Here is a 22,966-nt window from a genome sequence, read left to right on the forward strand (position 1 = left end):
GTTCGTATTCTAGTTTGCTCGCGATGACCCGCGTTGCTTGGCAGTTGCTCGGTTGCCTTTCTCGTTTTCCCGGGGGTCATTTGTGCCTGCATCTATCAAAAGTCAACGGGCGTTGAAAGATGGCGGACAGATCTTTGATGTTTGCGTATACGGCGCAGGAATCATCGGGATGTTCAACGCTTTGCAGTACGCAAAACGCGGACTCAGCGTGGCGATCATCGATGAGTTGACCGAGACGGACAAGAACGCCTACAAGGTCGGCGAGTCCCTTCTCACGTTCTCCAACCCGATGCTGCGCACAGTCGGCGACCTCGACAACGAGATCTCCGTGTCCTTCGAGAAGTCCGGCCTGTGGTTTCTCTACGGTTACGAGGGCCAGGACGACTTCGATGGCGTCACCGAATGGGCCCAGTACACCCCGCTGCCCTCGGACTGGCGTGAGAAGCTGTACGGCGGTTCGTTCGGCCGGGCCATGTTCCAGGACGCGCAGATCGTCCGCCCCGAGGTCGAGGCGGTGCTGCGGGAGCGCATGGCGAAACAGCCGCTGATCACGGTGGTCGACACCGGCCGTGTCGCGGACGTCGAGTTCGGTTCAGACGGTGAGCCGCACGTGACCACCTGGCGCTCGCGCGACCGTGCGCGGTCGAGCAGTGTGCGCTCGCGGTGGGTCGTGGACTGCAGCGGCCGCAAGCGGTTCTTGGGCCGGCGGCTGGGGCTGGGGATGCCGCTCGATGGCGACTTCGTGACGTCGGCGGTGTGGGGCCAGTTCTCCGGCTGCACGGACGCCGACTTCGACGACTGGGAGTACACCTTCCCCGAGGGTGGGACGGCCCGGCGCGACTACACCACCGTGCACCTGTGGGGAGACGGCTACTGGATCTGGCTCATCCGCCTCACCGAGGACCGGATCAGCGTGGGCGTCAGCCTGAACCGCAGAATCCTGGAGCCGGGCGACCAGCTACGCGAGGTGTTCTGGCGGATCATCCGGCGCTACCCGGCACTGAAGTTCCTCGGCGAGGACAACTTGCTCGACTTCAGCGCCTACAAGAACATCCAACACATCTCCGAAGTCCACGTGTCCCCGGATCGCTTCATCGTTGCCGGTGACGCCGCGTCGATCATCGACGCCTACTACAGCCAAGGCATGTCCCAGGCGATGCTCACCTCCTGGCACGGAGCGAACATCGTGGAGCGCGACGTGTGCGACGGTGTGCTCGACACCGATTACATCGATCACGTGAACCGATCGATGAAGGCCGACTGGCTGCTCATCCGGTCCATGGTGAAGCACAAGTTCAGCCCCTCCATCGCGGACAGCCGGTTCTTCATCCTCGACCACCTGCTGGACTACCTGGTTTTCGCGGCGATCATTCCCGCGCGCTACAGGATGGCGATGTGGCTCATCCGGACGGACGGCGGCCGACCCGAACTGGAAACCCCTGAGACCGCCCGGACCCGGCGCTGGTTGGAGAAACACGCGTTCCTCAACCGTTCGGTCCCCTTTCGCTGGCTCAACCAGGAATCCGCCGTCGCTTTCGTCGACCTGCTGCGTTCCCTCAATCGGAGGAACGCGCAATGGCGCCTGGACAACGGTGTCAAGGTCCCTCCGATGGACGGGGTGATCCGCCTGGTGGCCCCACTGCCCGCCGCGTGGCGGATGCCGATCGGACAACTTCGGAACCGCCCCGTTTCGATCACGCCGCCGCTGCCGAACAAGCCGGTGAACCCTCCAGATTTCGAAGCCGGACTACCGTTCGCCTTCCGCGTCTTCGCTCTGGCCGCGACACCGATCGTCGGTTTCGTAACCGCTTTCGACTCCGCCCTGACGTCGGTGCAGCGCGTGGGACGCGGGCTGGCATCCGTCGTCCGACGCGGCGATGATGAACAGCGGAAAAAGCGGCGGCAGCGTCGCCCGGTGGGCCGCTGAGCACCGTTCCCCTTCGGATTCGACGGAGGGGAACCTGGGGCGAAGTTCGGGTTTCCATGAGGCAATCAATGCGGGCGAAACCACGGTTCTCAGTGGTATGTAATTCGATCTATCCATTTCTGTCTAATTGGCATTTGTATTCTTTTTGGGGGTGTGGGTGTACGAGCAGAGTCGACATCATGTCACCGGAGAAAACCAGTACGGGGTCGTGGATTCATCGGTCGAGCTCGGTGTAGAAAACCATTATCTCTCCGCGTTCGTTTTTGCTGGACAGGGTTCACAGTACTTTGGTATGGGCCGATGGCTCCATGAGAACGACACATATTTCCGGGACTCGTTCGACACACTCGACACGATGTTCGGCGACCACGGGATTCCCCGGCTTGGTGCCCGTGTCCTGGGGGCCGGTCCGCGCTTGACCGGCCCGATGGAGGACATCGAGCTGTCGCACCCGGGAATCGTCCTCGTCGAACTCGCGCTCTTCGACGCCCTCGCCCAGCGCGGGATCGGACCGGACCTGCTCGTCGGCGCGAGTCTGGGCGAGTTCGCCGCGCTCGCCGCGGGCGGGGGAGTGGACCGTGAGGACCTCGTCGCAGTCCTGGCCGACCACGTCCGGCTCCTGGCCGAGGAGTGTCCCCGCGGCGGCATGCTGGCCGTGGTCGCGGACCCGAAAGCCTACAGCGAACGCCTGGTGGACTGGCGGTCCCTGGAGTTGGCCGCCGTCAACGCCGCGCGCCACTTCGTCGTTTCCGGCCCGGTGGCGGACATCGAGCACGCCGCGGCCGCGCTCACGGCCAGCGGTGTGCTCTGTCAGCGCCTGCCCATCGAGTACGCCTTCCACTCCTCCTTGATCGACCCCGTTCGGGAACGGTTCGAGGCCGGGGTCGCCTTACTCGACGTCGGGCCGACCCGCGTGCCGCTCGTCTCCTGCGCGACCGCGGCGCCCGCCACGGGCTCTGTCTCGCACCTGTGGGACGTCGTGCGCGCACCGATCCTTTGGCGGGACACGGTGGGCACGCTGGAGCGCACCCACGGACCGCAGATCCGCTACGTCGACCTCAGTCCGAGTGGCTCCATGAACGGTTTCCTGCACATGGAGTTCGGCGCAGGGATCGGTGACCGCTCCTGCGCCGTCACGGGGCCGTTCCTCCCAGACCGGCCGGTGCTCGACGTGGTCGCCGAGATCGGACTTCTTCCCTCCACAGACGAAGCGAGAGGTACCCCCATGTCCGGCCATGAACACCACGATCCCAGCGAACCGGCGTTCACCACGGCCGTGCTGTTCCCCGGGCAGGGATCCCAGCAGCGGGGCATGGGCAAGGACCTATTCGGCGCCTACCCGGACCTGGTCCGGGAGGCCGATGACGTCCTCGGCTTCTCGATCGAGCGGTTGTGCCTCGACGACCCGGACGGTCACCTCGCCCGGACCGACTTCGCGCAGCCCGCCCTGTTCGTCGTGAACGCGCTGTCCTGGCACAGGTTCCTCGATGAGACCGGTACCGACCCGGGCCGCGTCCTGTTGGCCGGACACAGCCTGGGCGAGATCTGCGCGCTCTACGCGTCCGGGGCGCTGACCTTCCGGGACGGTGTGCGCGTCGTCCGCACCCGTGGCCTGGCCATGGCCGAAGCCCGAGACGGAGGCATGGCCGCCGTCATCGGACTGTCCGAGGACGAGGTGCGGCGACTGCTCCAGGAACGGGGGTTCGACGACATCGATGTCGCCAACATCAACTCTGCCGAGCAGATCGTGGTCTCCGGCCCGAGCGAACGCGTGCCGTCCGTGCGCGAGGCGGTCGTGGACGCGGGGGGCCGGTTCGCCCCGTTGCGCGTCAGCGGGGCTTTCCATTCCCGGTACATGGCCCCGGCCCAAGCGGGGCTCGCCCGCTTCCTCGCGGACGTCCCGTTCGGGGAACCGGCTGTTCCCGTGCTGTCGAACGTGACAGCCCGACCCTACGCGGACGATCCGCGGTCACTGCTCGTCGAACAGCTCGTGCGGCCGGTGCGCTGGCTGGACCTGATGCACGCGATCCTGGAACGGGGGATCACCGACATCCGAGAGGTCGGCCCGGGCACCACGCTGACCAATCTGACGAAAAAGATCCGGGATACCTGGGCCGCAGAGCCCCCCGCACGGCCTGTGCTCGATCGCGCGGACGAAACGCCGGCCCGGGCGGTCGGGGCGGACACCGCTGCGCTGGGCAGCGCCGATTTCCGGCGCGACCACGGTGTGGCGATGGCCTACGTGTGCGGAGCGATGTACCGGGGCATCGCCTCGGAGGCCCTGGTGCGCAAGGCCGCCGAACACGGCATCCTCGCCTACTACGGGGCCGGCGGACTCCCCTCGAAAACGGTGGCGGCGGCGGTCACCCGCCTCAAATCCGACATCCCCGCAGATCGTTCGTTCGGCGTCAACCTTGTGCACGACCCCCTCACACCGAGTTGCGAGGAGGAGGTCATCGACATCTGCCTCGATGAACACGTCCGGCGGGTCGAGGCATCGGCCTTCGTGAAGGTGAGCCCGGCACTGGTGCGCTACCGCGTGACCGGACTGAGCCGTGCCGCCGACGGCGGGGTCGAGATCGCCAACAAGGTCATGGCGAAGGTGTCCCGGCCGGAGGTGGCGGCCGACTACCTCGCGCCGCCGGACCCCGCCGTCGTCGCCGACCTCGTGCGTCGCGGCGTCGTTACCGGCGAGCAGGCCGAACTCGCGCGGCGCGTCCCGATGGCGGACGATCTATGCGCCGAGGGCGACTCGGGCGGCCACACCGATCGTCGCAACCCCGTCGTCCTGTTCCCCGCCATCGCCATCGAACGCGACCGGGCCCGGGTCCGCCACGGCTACCGCGCGCGCGTGCGCGTCGGCGTGGCCGGGGGCATCGGCACCCCGCACGCCGCTGCGGCCGCTTTCGCGATGGGTGCGGACTTCGTCATGGCCGGATCGATCAACCTGTGCACTGTCGAGTCCGGCATGTCGGACCTCGTCAAGGACATCCTCCAGACCATCAACATCCACGACACCGACTACGCGCCCGCCGGCGACATGTTCGAGTTCGGCGCCGAGGTCCAGGTCGTACGCAAGGGCATGTTCTTCCCCGCACGGGCACGCAAGCTCTACCAGCTGTACCGCAGCCACAGCAGCCTGGATGAGCTGGACGCGGACGTGCGCGAGCTCCTGGAGAAGCGGTACTTCAACCGCTCCCTGGACCAGGTATGGGAGGAGACCAAGGAGCACTTCGCCCGGCGGTCCCCCGACCAGATCCAGAAGGCCCTCGCGGACCCTCGGCACAAGATGGCGCTGGTCTTCCGCTGGTACTTCGGCCACAGCCAGCGCGCGGCCATGGAGGGCGTGCGCGAGCATAAGCTCGACTTCCAGGTCCACTGCGGATCGGCACTGGGCGCCTTCAACCAGTGGGTCTCGGGCACTCCGCTGGAGCCGTGGCGCACACGCCACGTGGATGACCTCGCTCACCGGATCATGGCCGGCGCGGGCGACATCCTCGCGGGCCGCTCCAGCACGGAGCCCAAGCGATGAGCCCGGCACCGCACTGGGAGGACATCGCCATCGTCGGTACCGCGTGTCGGGTGGCGGGTGCGGACTCGCCCGCCGAACTCGGAGCCAACGTCCTCGACGGCCGGTGCGACGTGACGGAGGTGTCCTCGGAGCGTTGGGACCCGGACGACTTCCACTCCAACGGTCCGGTCGCGGGCCGGGGTGTCTCCCGCTGGAGCGGTCAGCTCGCCGACCCCTACGCGTTCGACGCGGGCTTCTTCCGGATCGGCGGCGTCGAGGCTGCGCACATGGACCCCCAACAGCGAGTCGTGCTGGAGGAGTCCTGGCACTGCGTAGAGGAATCGGGCATCGCTGTCGAGGAACTGCGGCGCGGCTCCACCGGTGTGTTCCTCGGTGTGTGCTCTCGTGACCACCTTCAGAACCAGGTGCCGTTCGAGGAGATCACCGATCGCACGACCTTCGGCGGCTCGGACTACATGATCGCCAACCGGGTCTCGCACTTCCTCGGGCTCGACGGCGCGAGCTACTCGGTCGATGCCGCCTGCTCGTCGTCCCTGCTCACACTCCACCTCGGCGTCCGGTCGCTCCAAGCGCACGAGTCCGATTTCGCGCTCGTCGGCGGTGTCAACCTCAACCTCCATCCGTGGAAGTTCGTCTCGTACTCGCACGCGCGGATGCTCAGCCCGACCGGTCGCTGCCACGCCTTCGACCGGGCCGCGGACGGCTTCGTCAGCGGCGATGGGGTCGCGGTGCTGCTCCTACGCCGCCTCGACGACGCCTTGGCCGCGGGCGACCACATCCACGGGTGCGTGGTCGGCTCTGCGGTCAACAGCGCCGGGCCCCGCCGGTCGCTGACCGCACCCACCGTGAGTGCGCAGACCGATCTCATCCGTTCCGCGCTCGCTGCGGGCTCCGTCGACCCGGCGGGTGTCCAGTACGTCGAGACGCACGGCACGGGCACCCCGATCGGCGATCCCATCGAGGTCGAGGCGGTGCGCGCGGTCTACGGTGCGGCTGCCCGGGCACCGGTGCACCTGGGCTCGGTCAAGGCGAATGTCGGCCACACGGAGGGGGCCGCGGGCGCCGTCGGCGTGGTCAAGGTCCTGGAGACGATGCGGGCTGGGACCATCCCGCCCAGCGCCGAACTCGCGGACCGCAACCCGCTGCTACGACTCGACGACACGATGCGCGTGCCCTCCGAACCCGTGCCCTGGACGACCGCCGCTCCGGGGGAGCCCCGCCGCGCGGCCGTGAGCGCCTTCGGTGCGGGCGGATCGAACGCGCACGTCGTCATCGAGGAGCCGCCACGGCAGACGGCAGACGTCTCGCCGCCGTGGGAACCGGAGGCCGTGCCCGTCCTCGTATCCGCCGCCACCGGTCCCGCCCTGGACGCACTTCGCGACGCGATGGCCGACGCGCTCGACACGGCGAGCCTCTCCGACGCCGCGTACACCCTCGCCACCGGGCGGAGCGCGCTGGCACACCGTGTCGGCGGCGTGGCGAGTACCGCGGACGAGGTGCGTGAGGCCCTGGCCGGGGAACCGCCACGACGGCACGAGCGGTGGCTGCTGCGGGTCGGCGCCGCCGACCTCTCCGACGCCGACACCGCTGAGACCGCGCGGGAGCACGCCTCCCGGCTCGACGTGTGGGCCGTGGACTCAGGGCACGTGGCCGACGTCGCCGCCGCCTACCGGGCAGGCGCCGACACTCCGGGGACCCGGTGCCTGCACACCATGCTCGTCCTGGCCGTTGTGACCGAGCATGTCCGCGTCGACGCGTTCGTGCCCATCGGAGAGGGGTGGTGGCCGGTCGCCCACGCCGCCGGGATGCTGTCGGCGGCAGACGCCCTGCTGGCCGCAGAGGATCCAGACCGGGGCGCGCCGCACGTGCCGCCGACAGTGCCGGTGGTCGCCGACACGGGCTGGCCGTGGCTGCGCCCGGACCTGCTCACCTGGGACGAACTGCGCACGCTCCTCGACCGGGTGGACGTCACTGACGCGCGCGTGGAGCGGGCGGTGGCCGAGGCGCTCGACCTCGAAGGCGATATCCCCATGGTCGGGCGGGGTCTGGCCGCGTGGTGGGCCGCACTTGCCGAACACGGCGCGGGCGAAGCGGGGTACGCCCCGCCTGAGGAGGGGACGGGCCGCCGGAGGCGGGCCATGGAGGCGCTCGCGTGCGCGAGCGTGATGGACCGGCTCTCGACCCGCGCGGGTATCAGCGCGCCGCTGGGCGACGCCGACGACGACTTCGCCGCGCTCGTGCGGGCCGTGACGCTCTGCGACCTGGACGCCGCCGACGTCGTGCGCGCGATCATGGCTCCGGGCGACGCCGACTCGGCCCCGGTGCCGCTGTCCCGGGACGCGGACACGACGCCGCTCGCAGCAGTACGGCGTATGCGTGCCCAGGCGGCGGCGGACACTCCGGCGTCGGTGTTCGGCACCCTCGCGCGCAGCGGCTGCGGTACCGAACTCGCGTGCGCGCCCCTGGAGGGCGATATCGGAGACGGGTCGGTCACCCTACCGTGGACAGCGTCGCGCGCCAGGTTTCTGCCCGCGTTGGTCGACCTGTGGAGCCGCGGAGCCGAGGTCGACTGGAAGCACTGGTTCGGGCCGCGGCCGCGGCGTCGGGCGTCTCTGCCGACCTACCCGTTCCAACGTGCCATCCACCGGGTCGGCGGACCGGTCGCGGTGTCGGCCTCGGCGGCCCCGACCACCTACGAGTTGGTGGAGACCTGGAGCGACGTCCCGCGGTCGGCCGCACCCGGTACGCGACCCGCGCTGGTCGTCGCCGCCGAGGACGCGAGCGCCGGGGTGTGGACGGACACGGAGACGGACCCGCGCAGGCTCACCCACCGGCCCGGAACCGACTTCGATCGCGCTGCGGGCCGCGGCGACCTCCGGACCTTCGACGCTTGGACGGCCCTGCTCGCCGACGTCGCGCACACCGGTGTGGGTGTCGACGCCGTGGTGCTGGTCGCCGGGCCCGACGATCGGACCGGCGAGACCGACACACACTGGTCGGTGACTGCGGCGCTCGGCGTGGCCCGGGCCGCGATGCGCCTAGGCGTCGAGCACCCGCTGCGGATCGTGCAGCTCGTCCTGCCCGGAGCCGAGGGGGCGGCTGTGGAGGCCGCACGCGCGTTGGGACCTGCGCTCGCCGCCGAGTCCACGACCGTGTCGTTCTCCACTGTGGACGTGCACGACGAGATGTCCGGACCCGAGTTGGCCGAGCTTGTCCGTTCGGTCGTCGCCGCGCCGCCGCACCCGGTGCTCCGGGCGGGCCGCGACCGGTGCGTCCGTCTTGGCTACCGGTCGGTGCCCGCGCGGCTTCGGAAACGGTGGGACCTCCGTCCTGGCCTGCACATCGTGGCCGGAGGCGGCGGCGGACTGGGACAGCAGTACGCCCGCGCGCTGCTCGCTGTCCCTGGCGTGACGGTCGCGCTCCTGGGCCGTGCCGAGCGGGGGCCCACCGATCTCATGGCAAAGTACGGTGACCGATTGCGCTACCTCAGCTGCGACATCACCGACTCGGAGGGGGTGCGGGCAGCAGTGGCGGCCGCCGTGGACGTCGCCGGAGAGGTACGCGGACTCGTCCACGCCGCCGGTGTCCTGGACGACGCGTTCGTACGCAACCTCGACGAGCGGCGGCTCCGGGACGTCCTCGCACCCAAGATCTGCGGTGTGCACAACCTCGACGAGGCAACCGCCGACCAGCCGCTCGATCACTTCCTGCTGTGCTCGTCGCTTGCGGTGACGTTCGGCAACCCCGGCCAGGCCGGGTACGCCGTCGCGAACGCCTATCTCGACGCCGCGGCCCGTGAGCGCAACCGGATGCGCGACGCCGGGCTGCGCAGCGGCGTGTGCGCCTCCGTGCAGTGGGGCTGGTGGGCCGATGGCGGCATGCACCTCGACCCGGCGCACCGGCTGGTGGCCACCGGGGCGCTGGCGCCCATGCCGAGTGCGGACGGGCTCGCCGTCACGGCGGGCGCGCTCGCGGACGGACGCGAGAACGTGGTCGTCGTCCACGGCGACCGGTCGCGGGAACACCTGGTCACCGCGGCATTCACGACCGCGGAACCGGATCCGGGCGACGCCATGCCCGCGGTCGGCTCCGCCCGCCCCACGGAAAGTGAGGAGCCGGCCGCGGACGAGGCCGCGCGCGACTATGTGCGCACCGCGCTCGCCGACATTCTGGGCACCTCGGCCGCCGATATGGACCTGGAGTGCGGCATCGAGACCCACGGTGTGGACTCGATCCACGTCCTGCGCTTCAGCCAGATGCTGGAGGCCGACCTGGGCTGTCAGGAGCCCGCGCTGCTCTTCGAGAGCCGGACCCTGGAGGCCGCCGCCCGGCGCCTGGCGGCGCGCCACGGCGAGGCATTGACCACGTGGGCGCGAGGGTCGTCGGGGGAAGCCGCGGAGGCCGCGGAGGCCGAACCGACGATGGATCGGATCGTGGACGGCCGTGTCGCTGACGGCGCGGCCGACGGGGCCGAGGAACCGGCCGACGCGCGCGACGCGATCGCGGTCGTCGGTATGGCCGGGCGATACCCGGGTGCCGCCGACCTGGACGCCTTCTGGGACGTCTTGCGCCGGGGCGAGGTGCACATTACCGACATCCCGCGTGACCGCTGGGGCGCCGATCCGCACCGAGGCAGCGCGAACTCCTGCCCGCGCGGGGGGTTCCTCAGCGGCATCGACCATTTCGATCCGCTGTTCTTCGGTATCTCCACCACCGACGCGATCACGATGGACCCGCAGGAGCGCCTGTTTCTCCAGACCGCCTGGCACGCGTTCGAGGACGCCGGAATCCCCACGTCCTCGCTCGGGGACCCGGATGACCCGGACCAGCGGCGTGTTGGCGTGTTCGTCGGCGTGACCACGGCGACGAACAGCATGTTCGGCCCCGAGTACTGGCGGCGCGGAGAGGACGTCTTCCCCACGTCGATGCCGTGGGCGATCGCCAACCGGGTCTCGCACGCGTTCGACCTGCGCGGCCCCAGCATCGCCGTGGACACCGCGTGTGCGTCCTCGCTCAACGCTGTGCATCTGGCCGTGCGCGGCCTGAGAGCGGGGGAGTGTGCCGCCGCGTTGGTCGGCGGAGTCAACCTCTACCTGCACCCCTGGAAGTACGCCTACCTCGGGCACAAGCAGATGGTCTCGCCGACCGGCGTGTGCAGCGCGTTCGGCGCTGCGGCGGACGGGTTCGTTCCAGGAGAAGGCGTCGGCGCGCTGCTGCTCAAACCCCTCGCCGATGCGACACGGGACGGTGACCGCGTGCTCGGCCTCATCCGAGGCACGGCGGTCAACCATGGCGGGCGGGCCCGGGGATTCACCGTGCCCCGGCCCAGCGCGCAAAGCGCCGTCGTCGGTGCGGCGGTGCGGGACGCCGGGGTGGACCCGAACAGTCTCGGCTACGTGGAGGCGCACGGCACCGGCACACGGCTCGGTGATCCGGTGGAGATCAGTGGGCTGGCCGAGGCGCTGGGCACGCTCCCGGGCCACCGTCTGCCGGTCGGATCGGTGAAGTCGCAGATCGGACACTTGGAGGCCGCAGCCGGGATCGCGGGCCTGACCAAGGTCCTTCTCCAGTTGCGGCACCGCACCCTCGTGCCCAGCTTGCATGCGGAACCGCCCAACCCTGTGCTCGACCTGGACGCGGTCGGAATCGAGGTCGTGTCTGAGACGCGGCGGTGGCAGGTGGACAGCGGTGCCGAGGGACCGCCGCGACGGGCTGGGGTCAGCTCGTTCGGGGCCGGGGGCAGCAACGCGCACGTCGTGGTCGAAGAGTACGGAGCGGGGGCGGTGCGTGTGGAGCCGGGCGACCTACCCGGACCGCACGCGTTCTGCGTCTCGGCGGCGGCGCGCGAACAGCTCGACGAAGTATGTGCGGGACTGGCCAGGTGGGCGGCCCAGCATTCCGGGACCCCGCCCGCCGTGCTCGCCCATCACCTCCAGGTGCGCCGGGACGCGCTGGCTCACCGCGTGGTCGTCGTCGCCGACACGCTCGACCGGCTCATCGACGTCCTGCACGCCCGGGCGCGTGGGGAGGCCCCCGTCGACCTCGTCGTCGGGCGCCGGGCCTCCCAGGTCCGCGGGGCGGCGGCACGGGCGGCGGCCGCGGCCGGACCGCACGCCGACGTCCGGACCCTGGCCCGACTGTGGGCCGACGGCGCCATCGTGGACTGGAGCGCCCGCTGGCCCGCCGGGCTCCCGCACCTGGACCTGCCGCTCTACCCGTTCGCCCGCCACCGGATCGCGTTATCCGAACCCGGTGCGTCCGACGGTGCCGGAGACCCCGGCATGGACGGTGCGGAGACCGGTGAGCGCCAGGGGGATGGCGGACGGCTCGCGCGCTGGCGCCGGGCGCGGGTGAGAGCGGTCGAACTCGACGCGGCCGAGACCGTCCTCGACCACCACCGCGTGCACGGCACCCCCGTCCTGCCCGCGGTCGCGGTGATCGAGCTCGTCCTCGCGGCGGCAGAGGAATGCGGCCTGAACCCCTCCGGTCTACGCAGACTCGTCATGTCCGAGCCGATCGCGGTCGCGGACCGGCTCTCCCTGCTCGTGGAATTCACCGATGACGCGCGGTTCACCGTGACGAGCCCCGGCACACCGGGGCGCACGACCCACGCGCAGGGACGTCTGCTCACCGAGTCGGTGGAGGGCATGGCCGCTGACCTCGCGGGGGTCCGTGAGCGCTGCGCCGAACAAGTCGATCCCGCCCGCGTCTACGGCACCCTCGGTTCCCGCGGACTCGAACTCGGAGGCCCGTACCGGGGACTCGCCGAGCTCGCCCTCGGTGAGGGCGAGGTGGTCGCGCGCGTCGTGCGGCCCCCCGACGACGACCGGAGCCCCGGCGCGACGGCACTGGACCCGGCCGTCTTCGACTCCTGCCTGCAGCCGTCCGTGCTCATCGCCGGTGGGGACGCCCTGCGCCTGCCGTTCGAGATCGGCCGATGTGAGGTGCTCGGCCCGCTGCCCGACGAGGTCCACTCGCACCTATGGCGGACCCGGTCCGTGCACGGCGCGACCTGCTTCGACGTCGATGTGCGCGGGCCGGACGGGGGACTCCTCGTGCGCCTCCGCGACTTCTGGGTACGCGACAGCCCGGCCTCCAGGGGAGGTGCGGCGGGCGCGGACATGGCGGGCCCCGTGGCCACGGCGCCCGTCGCCGGCGCGGTCCCCGGCCCTGCGGACGACCGCATCGCTCTGCTGGCGCCGTCGTGGTCGGCCGTGACCGGGACGGCCCGCCGCGCCGACGCCCGGCTGATCGTCGTGACCGACGATGAGCTGCTGGGCCGGGACCTCGTCCGGGGAGCGGACGGATCGCACAGCGGAGTCCTCGCGCTCGCGAACTGGACGTCGGAACCCGTCGAGTCCGAGCGCGCACTGGCGGAAGCGGTCGACGGCCCCGGGGGCGATCCGGTGGACGTCGTCCTTCTCACGGGACGCGGCGGGTCCTCCGACCCGTCGTCCGAACCGGTCGCCAACGCGGTCTTGGCCGCTCTCCGACGCCTCGTGCATTCGGAAACGTCCGCCGCTCGGTTGCTGTGCGTGTACGCCGGTGACGACACGCCGCCGCCGGCGATCGGCGCGCTCGCGGGCCTGCTGACCACCGCCAACACCGAACTCGACAGGTGCACCGGAGCGGTGCTGCACGTCGTGGCGGGTGATTCGGTACCGGCGGCCGTCCGGCGGCTCCGCGACTTGGAGTCCTGGGACCACGCCGAGTACCGCGTCGCAGGCGGCACGCTTCTGGTGCCCACCTGGGAACAGCGGGCCGTGCCCGAGGGGCGCCCGCCTCTGCGGACCGGTGGCGTCCACCTCGTCACCGGTGGCAACGGCGGACTGGGACGCCGGCTGGTCGAACACCTGGTACGCCAGTACGAGGCGACCGTGGTCGTCGCGTCCCGCTCGGGGACCGACCTCGAACTGGCGGTGGACGTACGCCCCTCGGTCCGCTTCGTCCGCGCCGACGTCACCACGAAGGCCGGTGCCGAGGCCGCCGTCGCGGCCACCCGACGGGTGCGCGGCCGACTGGACGGGATCTTCCATTGCGCGGCCGTCCTGCGCGATGAATACGTCCTCGCCGCGACCGAGGAGGCCGTGGGCGCGGTGCTGGCACCCAAGGTGCGCGGAGCCCTCCACCTCGACCGCGCCACAGCTGAGGACGAGCCCGGGGTGTTCTGCGTCTTCTCATCGGTCGCCGGGCAGGTCGCCAACCCGGGCCAGGCGGTCTACGCCTACGCCAACTCCTGGCTCGACCGGTTCGCGGCACGGCGCGCCGAGCGCTCCGGGACCACGTTGTCCTTGCTGGTCCCCTACGTCGCCGACGGCGGTATGGCGATGCCCGATGAGCAGGGGCGGCAGCTGGAACGTCGGTACGGCTTGCGTCCGGTGACCAGCGCTCAGGTACTCACCGGACTCGACGCGGCCCTCGGGTCGGGCGAGCCCGTACTCGCGGTCGTTCCTCCGAGCGGCGTCCTCGACCAGCGACCGGAGCCGGATCGCGCGGACAGCGGCGGCACTGTGGAGGCGCTGACAGCGTTCCTGCTCGCAAGGGTCGGAGCGCTGAGCATGACCGACCCGTCGCAGATGGACGCAGACGCTGAACTCGCCGTGTACGGCTTGGACTCCATCGCGTTCAGCAGCCTGGCGGTCGAGGTCAATGACGCGTTCGGCACCGACATCAGTCCGGCGACGTTCTTCGAGTACTCCACCGTGCGTGCGCTGGCCGGGCACTTCGGCGACTCCGTCGACGTCCCGCCGCGCACCTTTCCGGCACCCGCGCAACCGCAGGCACCGGAAACCGGGACGCTCGAACCGGACGCGCCGCGACCACGGCCCGAGCCCGCCGTCCCTGCGGCGCCCACCACTCCCGCCGTCTCCACCGCTTCCAAGCCCGACCGCGATGGCGGCCCAGCCGCGGAGCCGATCGCGATCATCGGCATGGCGGGCCGCTTCCCCGGGTCGGCGGACGCGGACGAGTTCTGGACGCACTTGGAGTCCGGTGACGACCTCGTCACCGAGATCCCCAAGGACCGGTGGGACTGGCAGGAGTACTACGACCCCGACATGGCACGGGAGAACACCACCAACAGTAAGTGGGGCGGGTTCGTTCCGGGTGTCGACGAGTTCGACCACGCCTTCTTCGGCATCTCGCCGCGCGAGGCCACGCTCATGGACCCGCAGCACCGGCTGTTCCTACAGACCGCATACCAGACCGTTGAGGACGCGGGCTACCGGCCGTCGGCGCTGTCGCGTGGGCGCACCGGGGTGTTCGTCGGTGTCGCGAGCCACGACTACTTCGAGCTGGTCCGCGGCTCGGGGCGTCCGATCGAAGGACACAGCGCGACCGGGATGTTCCACTCGCTGCTGCCCAACCGGGTGTCCTATCTCCTCAATCTCACTGGGCCCAGCTTCCCGATCGACGCCGCCTGTTCCAGCTCGCTGGTCTCGGTGCACACCGCCGTCGAGGCGCTGCGCGCGGGCAGCTGCGACACCGCCATCGCGGGTGGGGTCAACCTGCTCATCTCGCCGACCATCTACATCGCGTTCTCTCGCGCGGGCATGCTCAGTCCGACCGGCCGGTGCCGCACCTTCGACCAGGCCGCCGACGGCTACGTCCGGGGCGAGGGCGTGGCGGCCGTCCTACTCAAACCGCTGCGCCGCGCCCTGGCGGATGGGGACCACATCCACGGGGTGATCCGGGGCAGCGCGGTCAACCACGGTGGCCGGGTCAACACGCTCACCACACCCAACCCGAACGCCCAGGCAGAGTTGATCCGCAGCGCTCTGGCCGCGGCCGGGGTCACCGCCGACGAGCTCGACTACGTCGAGATGCACGGCACCGGCACGCCGCTCGGTGATCCGATCGAGATCAACGGGCTGAAGAAGGCGCTGGGACGGTCGCCACGCGAGCACGGACCGGGAGGACGGAGCGAACTCGTCGTCGGATCGGTCAAGTCCGTCGTCGGACACCTGGAGGCGGCCGCGGGCATGGCGGGGCTGTTCAAGGTCCTGCTGGGCATGCGGCACGGGGCCCTCCCGCGCAACCTCCACCTGCACACGCTCAACGAGCACATCCGGCTGGAGGACTCCGGTATCCGCATCGCCGACACAGCCGTGCACTGGCCCGCAGGCGATCGCCCGCGCCTCGCCGGGATCAGCTCATTCGGGTTCGGCGGGATCAACGCGCACGTCGTCGTAGAGGAGGGACCGCGATGAAACCGACCCTGAGGCTGGCGGGCACGGTACGTGTCGTGCCCCTGTCGGCCATGAACGAGGAGGCGCTGTGGCGGCGGGCGGAGGACCTACTCGCTGCCCTGCAGGGAAGCGTCGGCGTGCCGTGGGAGGAGACGGCGCGCGTCCTCGCGGACGATCTCGGGTGCGCCGTTGCGGACCTGCCCGAAGACGAGCCGCTGGTTGACCTGGGCGTCAGCCCGGCCGCCCTGGCGTCGCTGGTGCACGGCGTGGAGCGGGCAGTGGCCGCGCTCGGGCGCGGGTCGCTCGGCCGTCTGACCATTACCGACCTGCGCCGCGCGCTGGCGGGACCGGTGGACCGCCCGGAGGTCGCACTAGAGGACGTGGCGTTCACCCTCGCTTGCGGTCGCGATCCCATGCCGCGGCGACTGGCCGTGGTGGCGGGCACGGTCGGACAGCTGCGCGACCGGATCGCGGGGTGGCTGGCAGGACGGGCGCCGGAGGGTGTCCACACGGGTGTCGCTGAGGCGATGGAGGGCGCGGCGCCGACGTCCCCGGAGGAGCTGGCCGCGTTCTGGGCCCGGGGCGGGTTGGTCGACTGGGACGCGATGTTCGCGGGGGACCCCGTGCGTAGGCTGTCCCTGCCGACTTATCGGTTCGCGGCCCGACGGCATTGGGTCGAGGCTCCCGAGGGCACGCCGCCTGTGGTGAACGCTCCCGAAATCCTCGGCAAGGGCGGTGCGGTGGCGGCGGATCAGCCCTCCGAGGCGCTGGTGGAAAAGAGGCCGTCCGGCGGTGCGCCGGCGCGGTGGGTCGTGGCTCCTGGAGACGCGGCGGTGCGCGAGCACGTCGTCGACGGGATGCCGACACTGCCCGGCGTCGTCCACCTGTCGCGGATGTACGCGGCGGCACAGGCGTACACGACGGGACTGTCCGAGGTACGCGAAGTCGTGTGGGTGCGCACGGCGACAGTGCCCCAGGATGGGCTCGGCCTGGCCGTGTCGTGCGTCTCGGAGGGCGCGGGGGTGCGCACCGCGATCACGGCGGGACTGGGTGGACCGGATGCACAGGCAATGCTCTCGGAGGGGACGTGGTCGGCTCCGGAGGCGGTGGCCGAACGGCGGATCGACGTCACGGCCGCACTGGCGGCGTGCGCTGAAACGCACGACGCGGACGACTTCTACCGCGCCCTGGCGGCCCGCGGACTCGGGTATGGGCCGCTCTACCGGGGCGTCCGTGAGCTGCACGTCGCTGAGGACCGAGTCGTCGCGGAGTTCGCGTCCGAGCGCGGGGTGGATGAGGTGCTCGACCCGACCGTCCTGGACGCGGCGCTGCAGTCGGTCGCGGGCCTGCACCTGGCGGAGACCGCCCGCAGCGGTGGAACGGTATTGCCGTTCGCTCTGGACCGGTTCACGCTGCGCACTGGGCTGCCTGCCCGGGGCTGGATCGTGACCCGCCGCCTCGGCGAGTGCTATGACCTCGACATCACCGATCAGGACGGCGTCGTCGCCGCCGAGGTGCGAGGGCTCCGCGTGCGCCGGAGGCCGGACCCGGCGACCGGTGCCCGGGTCGCGCATGCGACCCTAGCCACGGACGGATCGGCCGCCGGGGACGCGTCCGGTCCGATCACGGCCCTGCCGCGGTGGGTTCCGGCCGCGAAGCCGTCCGGCCCCGCCGCACGGGGCGGGACCGCACTCGTGATCGCCGGCCGAGGAGTGTCCGACTCGGTCGTGGACGAACTCATGGCCCGCTACTCCGGCACGACCGCCCTGGCCCGGCCCGGCACCGCAGACGTCCCGAGCGGACCGTGGGAGGACGTCTGGTTCCTCATCGGTGCACCCGGGACTCCCGGCACGTCCGGTGCGGGCGCGGGGAGCGCCTCCCAGACGGTGGTCGACGCGTTCCGGACGGTCCGCGCCCTGATCGACTACGGCGTGCTGAGCGCGGCCGTACGGTTCACGGTCGTGCTGCCCGACATCTTCGGTATCCAGGGACACATACCGGAACATCCGTTGGCCGCTGGTGTCCTCGGACTAGTGCGGTCCCTGTCGCGGGAGGTGCACGGTCCCGAAACGCGGTGCGTGAGCGTTGGGGGTCCGCTCGACGACGCTCTGCTCGACCGGGTGGCCCAGGAGCCGCCGCTGGAGTCCGGACACGACGTCGTGCTGACCTCGGACGGCCGCCATGTTCGCGAACTCATCCCCATCGACCTACGGTCTTCCGACGGCTCCGCGTTCCGCGACGGCGGCCGCTACGTGATCACGGGCGGACTCGGCGGCATCGGGTTCGAGCTGGCCCGGTACCTGTGCCGGCGCCACCACGCGCGGGTCGTGCTCACCGGAAGGCGCGCGGCCGACACCGGGGTCCGGGAACGCCTGGCCGAACTGGACTCGCTCGGTGGCCGGGTGGAGTACCGCGCTGTCGACGCCGCGGACGCCCCGGCGATGCGTGCCCTCCTCACCGACCTGCGACGGGACGGGCAGTTGCACGGTGTCGTGCACTCGGCGTTCGTCCTCGACGACGCCATCCTGGAGCGCCAAACCAAGGAGCGGTTCACCGCGGCGCTGCGGCCGAAGATCGACGGCACGGCGCACCTGCTCGACGCGCTGGTGGGCGAACGACCGGACTTCGTCCTCATCATGGGGTCGACGCAGTCGTTCGTCGGTGCGCCCGGTCAGGCCAACTACGCAGCGGCCTCCACAGGAATGGACGCCCTCGCCCTATGGGGGCGGCGTGCCCTCGGCCTGCCGGTCCGTGTCGTGCACTGGAGCCACTGGGGGTCGGTCGGGGCTGTGGCGCGGCCCGGGTACGCGGCGAGCCTGGGCGCAGCCGGCTGGCGGCCGATCGAGACCGCGGAGGGAATGGATCTCCTGGAGCGGTTCTTGGCCACGGATCTGCCCTGCCTCGTCGGAGCGAAGGCGGAGCCGTCGACGCTGGAGATGATCGGGCTGCGCGCCGACAGCGGGCGGGCCGACTCCGAGGAGCTTCTCGCCCTCGACACTGTTGACGCCGACGCGTACGACCGGGTTGAAGGGCACCTGACCGCACTGGCCGCGGCGCGGCTCCAAGGCGTGCGCGACGTCGCCCCCGCGGCGCGGCGACACGTGGCTGCCCTGCGCGCGGTCACCGCAGAATTCGCCGCCGGGGGGACGGTCGCGGGGCCCGAGGACATGGATGTGCCCGCGGTGCCGCCGCTCGCATGCCGGCTCGATCTCGCCCGCGCCTGCGCGGAGCGCGTCGCCGAGTACGCGTCCGGAGCGCTCACCGCGCACGACGTCGTCTTCCCCGTGGGCGAACCGGACATGCTCGCGCGTTTCTACCACGAAGAGCCCTTCAACGACCGGGCGCAGCGCGTACTCGCCGACGAGGTCCTCCGGCTGGCGGAGGAGCGCCGACGGGAAGGCCGCCCGGCCCTGACGATCCTGGAGGTGGGGGCGGGCACCGGCAGCACCACGACGCACGTCGTCGAGCGGCTGCGCGACGCCGGACTGGGCGTCCGCTACCACGTCACTGATGTGTCCGACCGTCTGCTGGACCAGGCGAGGGACCGGATCGGGACGTACGGGGTGACCTACTCCCGGCTTGACCTCGGCGCACCCGGCGACCTCGCCCGCTACGGGGAGGTCGACGTGGTCGTCGCGGGCAACGTGCTGCACGCGGTGCCCGACCTGGACGCAGTGCTCGGCCGCTTGCGCGCCCTCCTGAGGCCGGACGGGGTCTTGCTGCTGAGCGAACTCGTCCGCACCTCGGTGTTCCACACGATCGTCTTCGGCATGTTCGACGCCTGGTGGCCGGAGGGCGACGAGGCGCGCCGACAGCCGCACTCGCCGCTCTTGGACGCCGCCGCGTGGCGGGACCGGCTCGGTGCCGTCGGGTTCGGTCCGGTGCACGCGACCGGTATCGGACCGCGCGGTGGCCGGGCGGTACAGGCCGTCCTACTGGCCCTGAAAGGCCCGACGACGCCCCCACCGATACGCATCCCCTCGGGAGGAGACATGAAGGACGCCGAACCGGATCAGAGAGCGGATCCCGGCCGACGGGCCGATCCTCGGAGCGCCGGTGCGAGCGCCGGTCCCGACGTGCGGGCGTGGGTCCGGGGAACCATCGTGCGCGTCACGACGGACACGCTCGGGATGGCGGGGGACGAGTTCGCCACCGACACTCCGTTCGCGACGATCGGTGTGGACTCGCTGGTGGGCGTCGAACTCGTCGGGGCGATCGGTGGCGAACTCGGGGTTCGGTTGAAGACGCTCGTGGTGTTCGACCATCCGACCGTCGATCGGCTCGCGGATCACATCGTTGACGTGCACGCTGATGAGCTTCGGCCTCCCGGGCGGGAACCAGCGGCCGCGTCGCCCGACCTCGCACCGGTGCACCCACAGGTGACCATCGAGCCGCACACGGACGGAACTGTGTCCGCTCGCGCCGTCGTCTTCGACGCGCCTGGTGACGTCGGCGACCTGACCGTGCGCGGAATCGAGGTCCGATCGCCCGGTGAGGGCGAGATCGAGGTGGTGGTCGCGGCGTTCCCGGTGAACTTCTCCGACGGCCTCGTCGCACGTGGCTTGTATCCGATGATGCCGGACTTTCCTGTGGTGCCCGGGGTCGAGCTGTCGGGCACCGTGTCGCGTGTGGGCCCTGGTGTGGATACCTTCGCGCCGGGCGATGCCGTGCTCGCGCTCACCCCGCCGGAGATGGGCGGCCAGGCCACGTCGGTCATCGTCGACACCGACTTCGTGGTGCGCAAGCCCGCCGGAGTGTCGCACGAGGACGCCTGTGGGCTGCCCGCCGCCCACCTCGCGATGAGCCTCGCGCTCGACACCGCCGGGCTGCGCGCGGGCGAGACGGTGGTCATCACCGGTGCGGCCGGCAACAACGGTCTGGTCGCGGTCCAGTTGGCCCGCGGCCGCGATGCGCGGGTCATCGGGACCGCGGGCTCCCCGGCCAAGGTCGAGTACCTGCGCTCGCTCGGGGTCGAGGCGTTGAACTACGCCGAGGACGACCTGCCCGCCAGGCTCCGGGAACTGACCGGTGGCGCGGAGACCGGGGCGGACGTCGTCATCAACACCCTCGGCGGCGAGGCGATCCAGCAGGCCATGCGGCTCGTCGGCCCGGGAGGGCGCTACGTCGAGACGGCTGTTTTCGGGCTGCGCGCCACCGGACCGCTGGACTTGTCGGCTTTTGTCCACAACCAGTCGTTCCACAGCCTCAACGCCAAGAAGTACTTCCTCGACCACCCGAAGCGGCGCGCGGAGTACCTCGCACGCTTCGCCGACGACCTCGCCTCCGGCGCGGTCCGGGCCACCACTGCGGCCGTCTACGACTTCGCCGACGTGCGCGAGGCGTACCTGTACAAGCAGGACCGTGCGCTGATCGGCCGCGTGGTCGTGCGGATGGACGAGGCTCCCGCCGCGGCGGTGCCCGTTCCGGCGCGGGAATCCGCGGCGGCCGCCTTACCCGACACACGACGCGACGACATCGCCATCGTCGGCATGTCCGCGCGGTATGCGGGCGCGCGCGACCCCGACGAGCTATGGGAGCTGCTGGCTTCGGGCCGGGACGTGTGCACCACCGTTCCGGATGGACGGTGGGACCGCGTCCGTTACGTCAGCGCCGACCGCGACCGGTTGGATACGACCTACTGCGACCACGGCTACTTCGTCGACGGCATCGACGAGTTCGATGCGTCGTTCTTCGGGATGTCCTCGCACGAGGCCGCGCAGACCGACCCGCAGCAGAGGGTCTTCCTCCAGGAGGCATGGAGGGCGTTGGAGGTCGCGGGCATGACCCGGAGCCGGGCGCGCGCCGCGCGCGTGGGCGTCTTCGCAGGGGCGGGACCGAGCGGCTACGAGAAGCGCATGGACGCCACCGGAGCCGTGCGCCGGGCGCAGTCCTTCTGGGGCAATGACTCGTCCGTTCTCGCCTCCCGCATCTCCTACGTTCTGGACCTGTCCGGGCCCAGCGTATCGATCAACACCGCGTGCTCGTCGTCACTGGTCGCGATCCACACGGCCTGCCGGTCGATCGTGGACGGGGACTGCGACACGGCGCTGGCCGGAGGTGTCTTCCTCATGCTCGACCCGCAGTACCTCGTCGTGGCGTCCAACGGCGGGATGCTGGCGCCGGATGGCAGGTGCAAGACCTTCGCCGCCACCGCCGACGGGTTCGGTCCGGGGGAGGGAGCAGGGGTCGTCGTGCTCCGTCGCCTGTCCGACGCCCTGCGCGATGGCGACCACGTGTGGGGCGTCATCCGGGGGTCGGCGATCAACCAGGACGGCCGGACCAACGGCATCACGGCCCCGAGCGGGACGGCGCAGACCGCCGTTGTGCGCGCCGCGCACGCCAGGGCGGGGGTCGATGCGCGCTCCATCGGCTACGTCGAGGCGCACGGCACCGGGACACGGCTCGGCGACCCGATCGAGATCGAGGCGCTGACCAACGCGTTCGGGGCGGGGCCGGACCACGGTTCGGCTGGTGGTACGGCATCGGGCAGTGCTGCCCAGTGCCTGGTCGGGTCGGCCAAGACCGTCATCGGGCACACCGCCGCCGCAGCGGGCGTGGCCGGCGTCATCAAGGTGTGCCTGGCCTTTGACCGCGGAGAGGTTCCCGTGTCGCCGAACGGTGAGCCGGGCAACCCGCTCATCGATTTCGACGGCGGCCCGTTCCGCGTCGCGCGGGGCGAGCAGTGGCCGTCCGCAGGACCGCGACGGGCAGGGGTGAGCAGCTTCGGGTTCAGCGGCACGAACGCGCACGCGGTCCTAGAGGAGTCGGTCCCGCGCCCGGCAGTGGCCGGAGCGCCCGGACCATGGTTGTTCCCGGTCACCGCCGAGGAGCCGGACCTGCTCCGGGCCCGGCTGGACGCGCTGGCGGCGTGGCTGGGTGCGCGGGGAGGGCGGTACGTGCTCGCCGACATCGCGCACACCCTCCAGAGCCGTCGAGACCACGGGCCGGTGCGCTGTGCGGTCGGTGCGGGCTCGGTCGACGAACTGGTCGCGGTGCTCGGCACCGTGGGTGAGGGGGAGGTGCGGATTCCCGCAGGGCTTGCCGGTGCCGAACCCGCGGTCCGGCGCTTCATCGCGGACGCGGACGAACCCTGGCCCGAGGCCGAGCGGACCGAGGGTCAAGCGGTTCCGGTGCCCGCCCGGCCGCTGCGTCGGGAGCGGTACTGGTTCCCGGAGGACGCGCAGTGGCACCGCCACCGAGGCGGGGTCCCCGAGGAGGAACAGTCGGATCGCCTGGAGGTGCTGGTGGACCGGATGCTGGCCGGAGAGATCGACGAGGACGAGGTACTGAGCATGTTTGGGGACTTGCGGTGAACGAACC

Annotated in this window: 4 protein-coding genes; all 4 read left to right on the forward strand. The window is 71.1% G+C overall.

Translation table 11 applies throughout. The features are described from left to right. The first annotated feature begins 169 nt into the window (after window positions 1-169). The 4 genes from BQ8420_RS01835 (at window position 170) to BQ8420_RS01850 (ending at window position 22,959) form a co-directional block, all read left to right on the forward strand. A complete protein-coding gene (locus BQ8420_RS01835; protein WP_087096046.1) occupies window positions 170-1,927 on the forward strand; it encodes an NAD(P)/FAD-dependent oxidoreductase in 1,758 nt (585 codons plus the stop codon). Window positions 1,928-2,135: 208 nt separating this feature from the next. Beyond that, on the forward strand, window positions 2,136-5,459 hold the full coding sequence (gene fabD / locus BQ8420_RS01840; RefSeq protein ID WP_255404781.1) for an ACP S-malonyltransferase: 3,324 nt from the start codon (window positions 2,136-2,138) through the stop codon (window positions 5,457-5,459). Further along, the gene (locus tag BQ8420_RS01845) at window positions 5,456-15,667 is read left to right on the forward strand and encodes an SDR family NAD(P)-dependent oxidoreductase (protein WP_087096048.1); all 10,212 of its coding nucleotides are present in this window, start codon (window positions 5,456-5,458) and stop codon (window positions 15,665-15,667) included. Before fabD ends, BQ8420_RS01845 begins: the two co-directional genes overlap by 4 nt. Continuing rightward, window positions 15,664-22,959: an SDR family NAD(P)-dependent oxidoreductase gene (locus BQ8420_RS01850; protein ID WP_087096049.1), complete on the forward strand. Its 7,296-nt coding sequence runs from the start codon at window positions 15,664-15,666 to the stop codon at window positions 22,957-22,959. Before BQ8420_RS01845 ends, BQ8420_RS01850 begins: the two co-directional genes overlap by 4 nt. Window positions 22,960-22,966: the final 7 nt, after the last annotated feature.

This window comes from Nocardiopsis sp. JB363, assembly GCF_900143625.1.
In the GTDB taxonomy this organism is placed as follows: Bacteria; Actinomycetota; Actinomycetes; order Streptosporangiales; family Streptosporangiaceae; genus Nocardiopsis.

What these genes read in the sequence shown, in the direction of transcription:
- BQ8420_RS01835 (WP_087096046.1), top strand. Translation starts at nt 170, where the DNA reads ATGTTCAACGCTTTGCAGTACGCAAAACGCGGACTCAGCGTGGCGATC.
- BQ8420_RS01845 (WP_087096048.1), top strand. Translation starts at nt 5,456, where the DNA reads ATGAGCCCGGCACCGCACTGGGAGGACATCGCCATCGTCGGTACCGCG.
- BQ8420_RS01850 (WP_087096049.1), top strand. Translation starts at nt 15,664, where the DNA reads ATGAAACCGACCCTGAGGCTGGCGGGCACGGTACGTGTCGTGCCCCTG.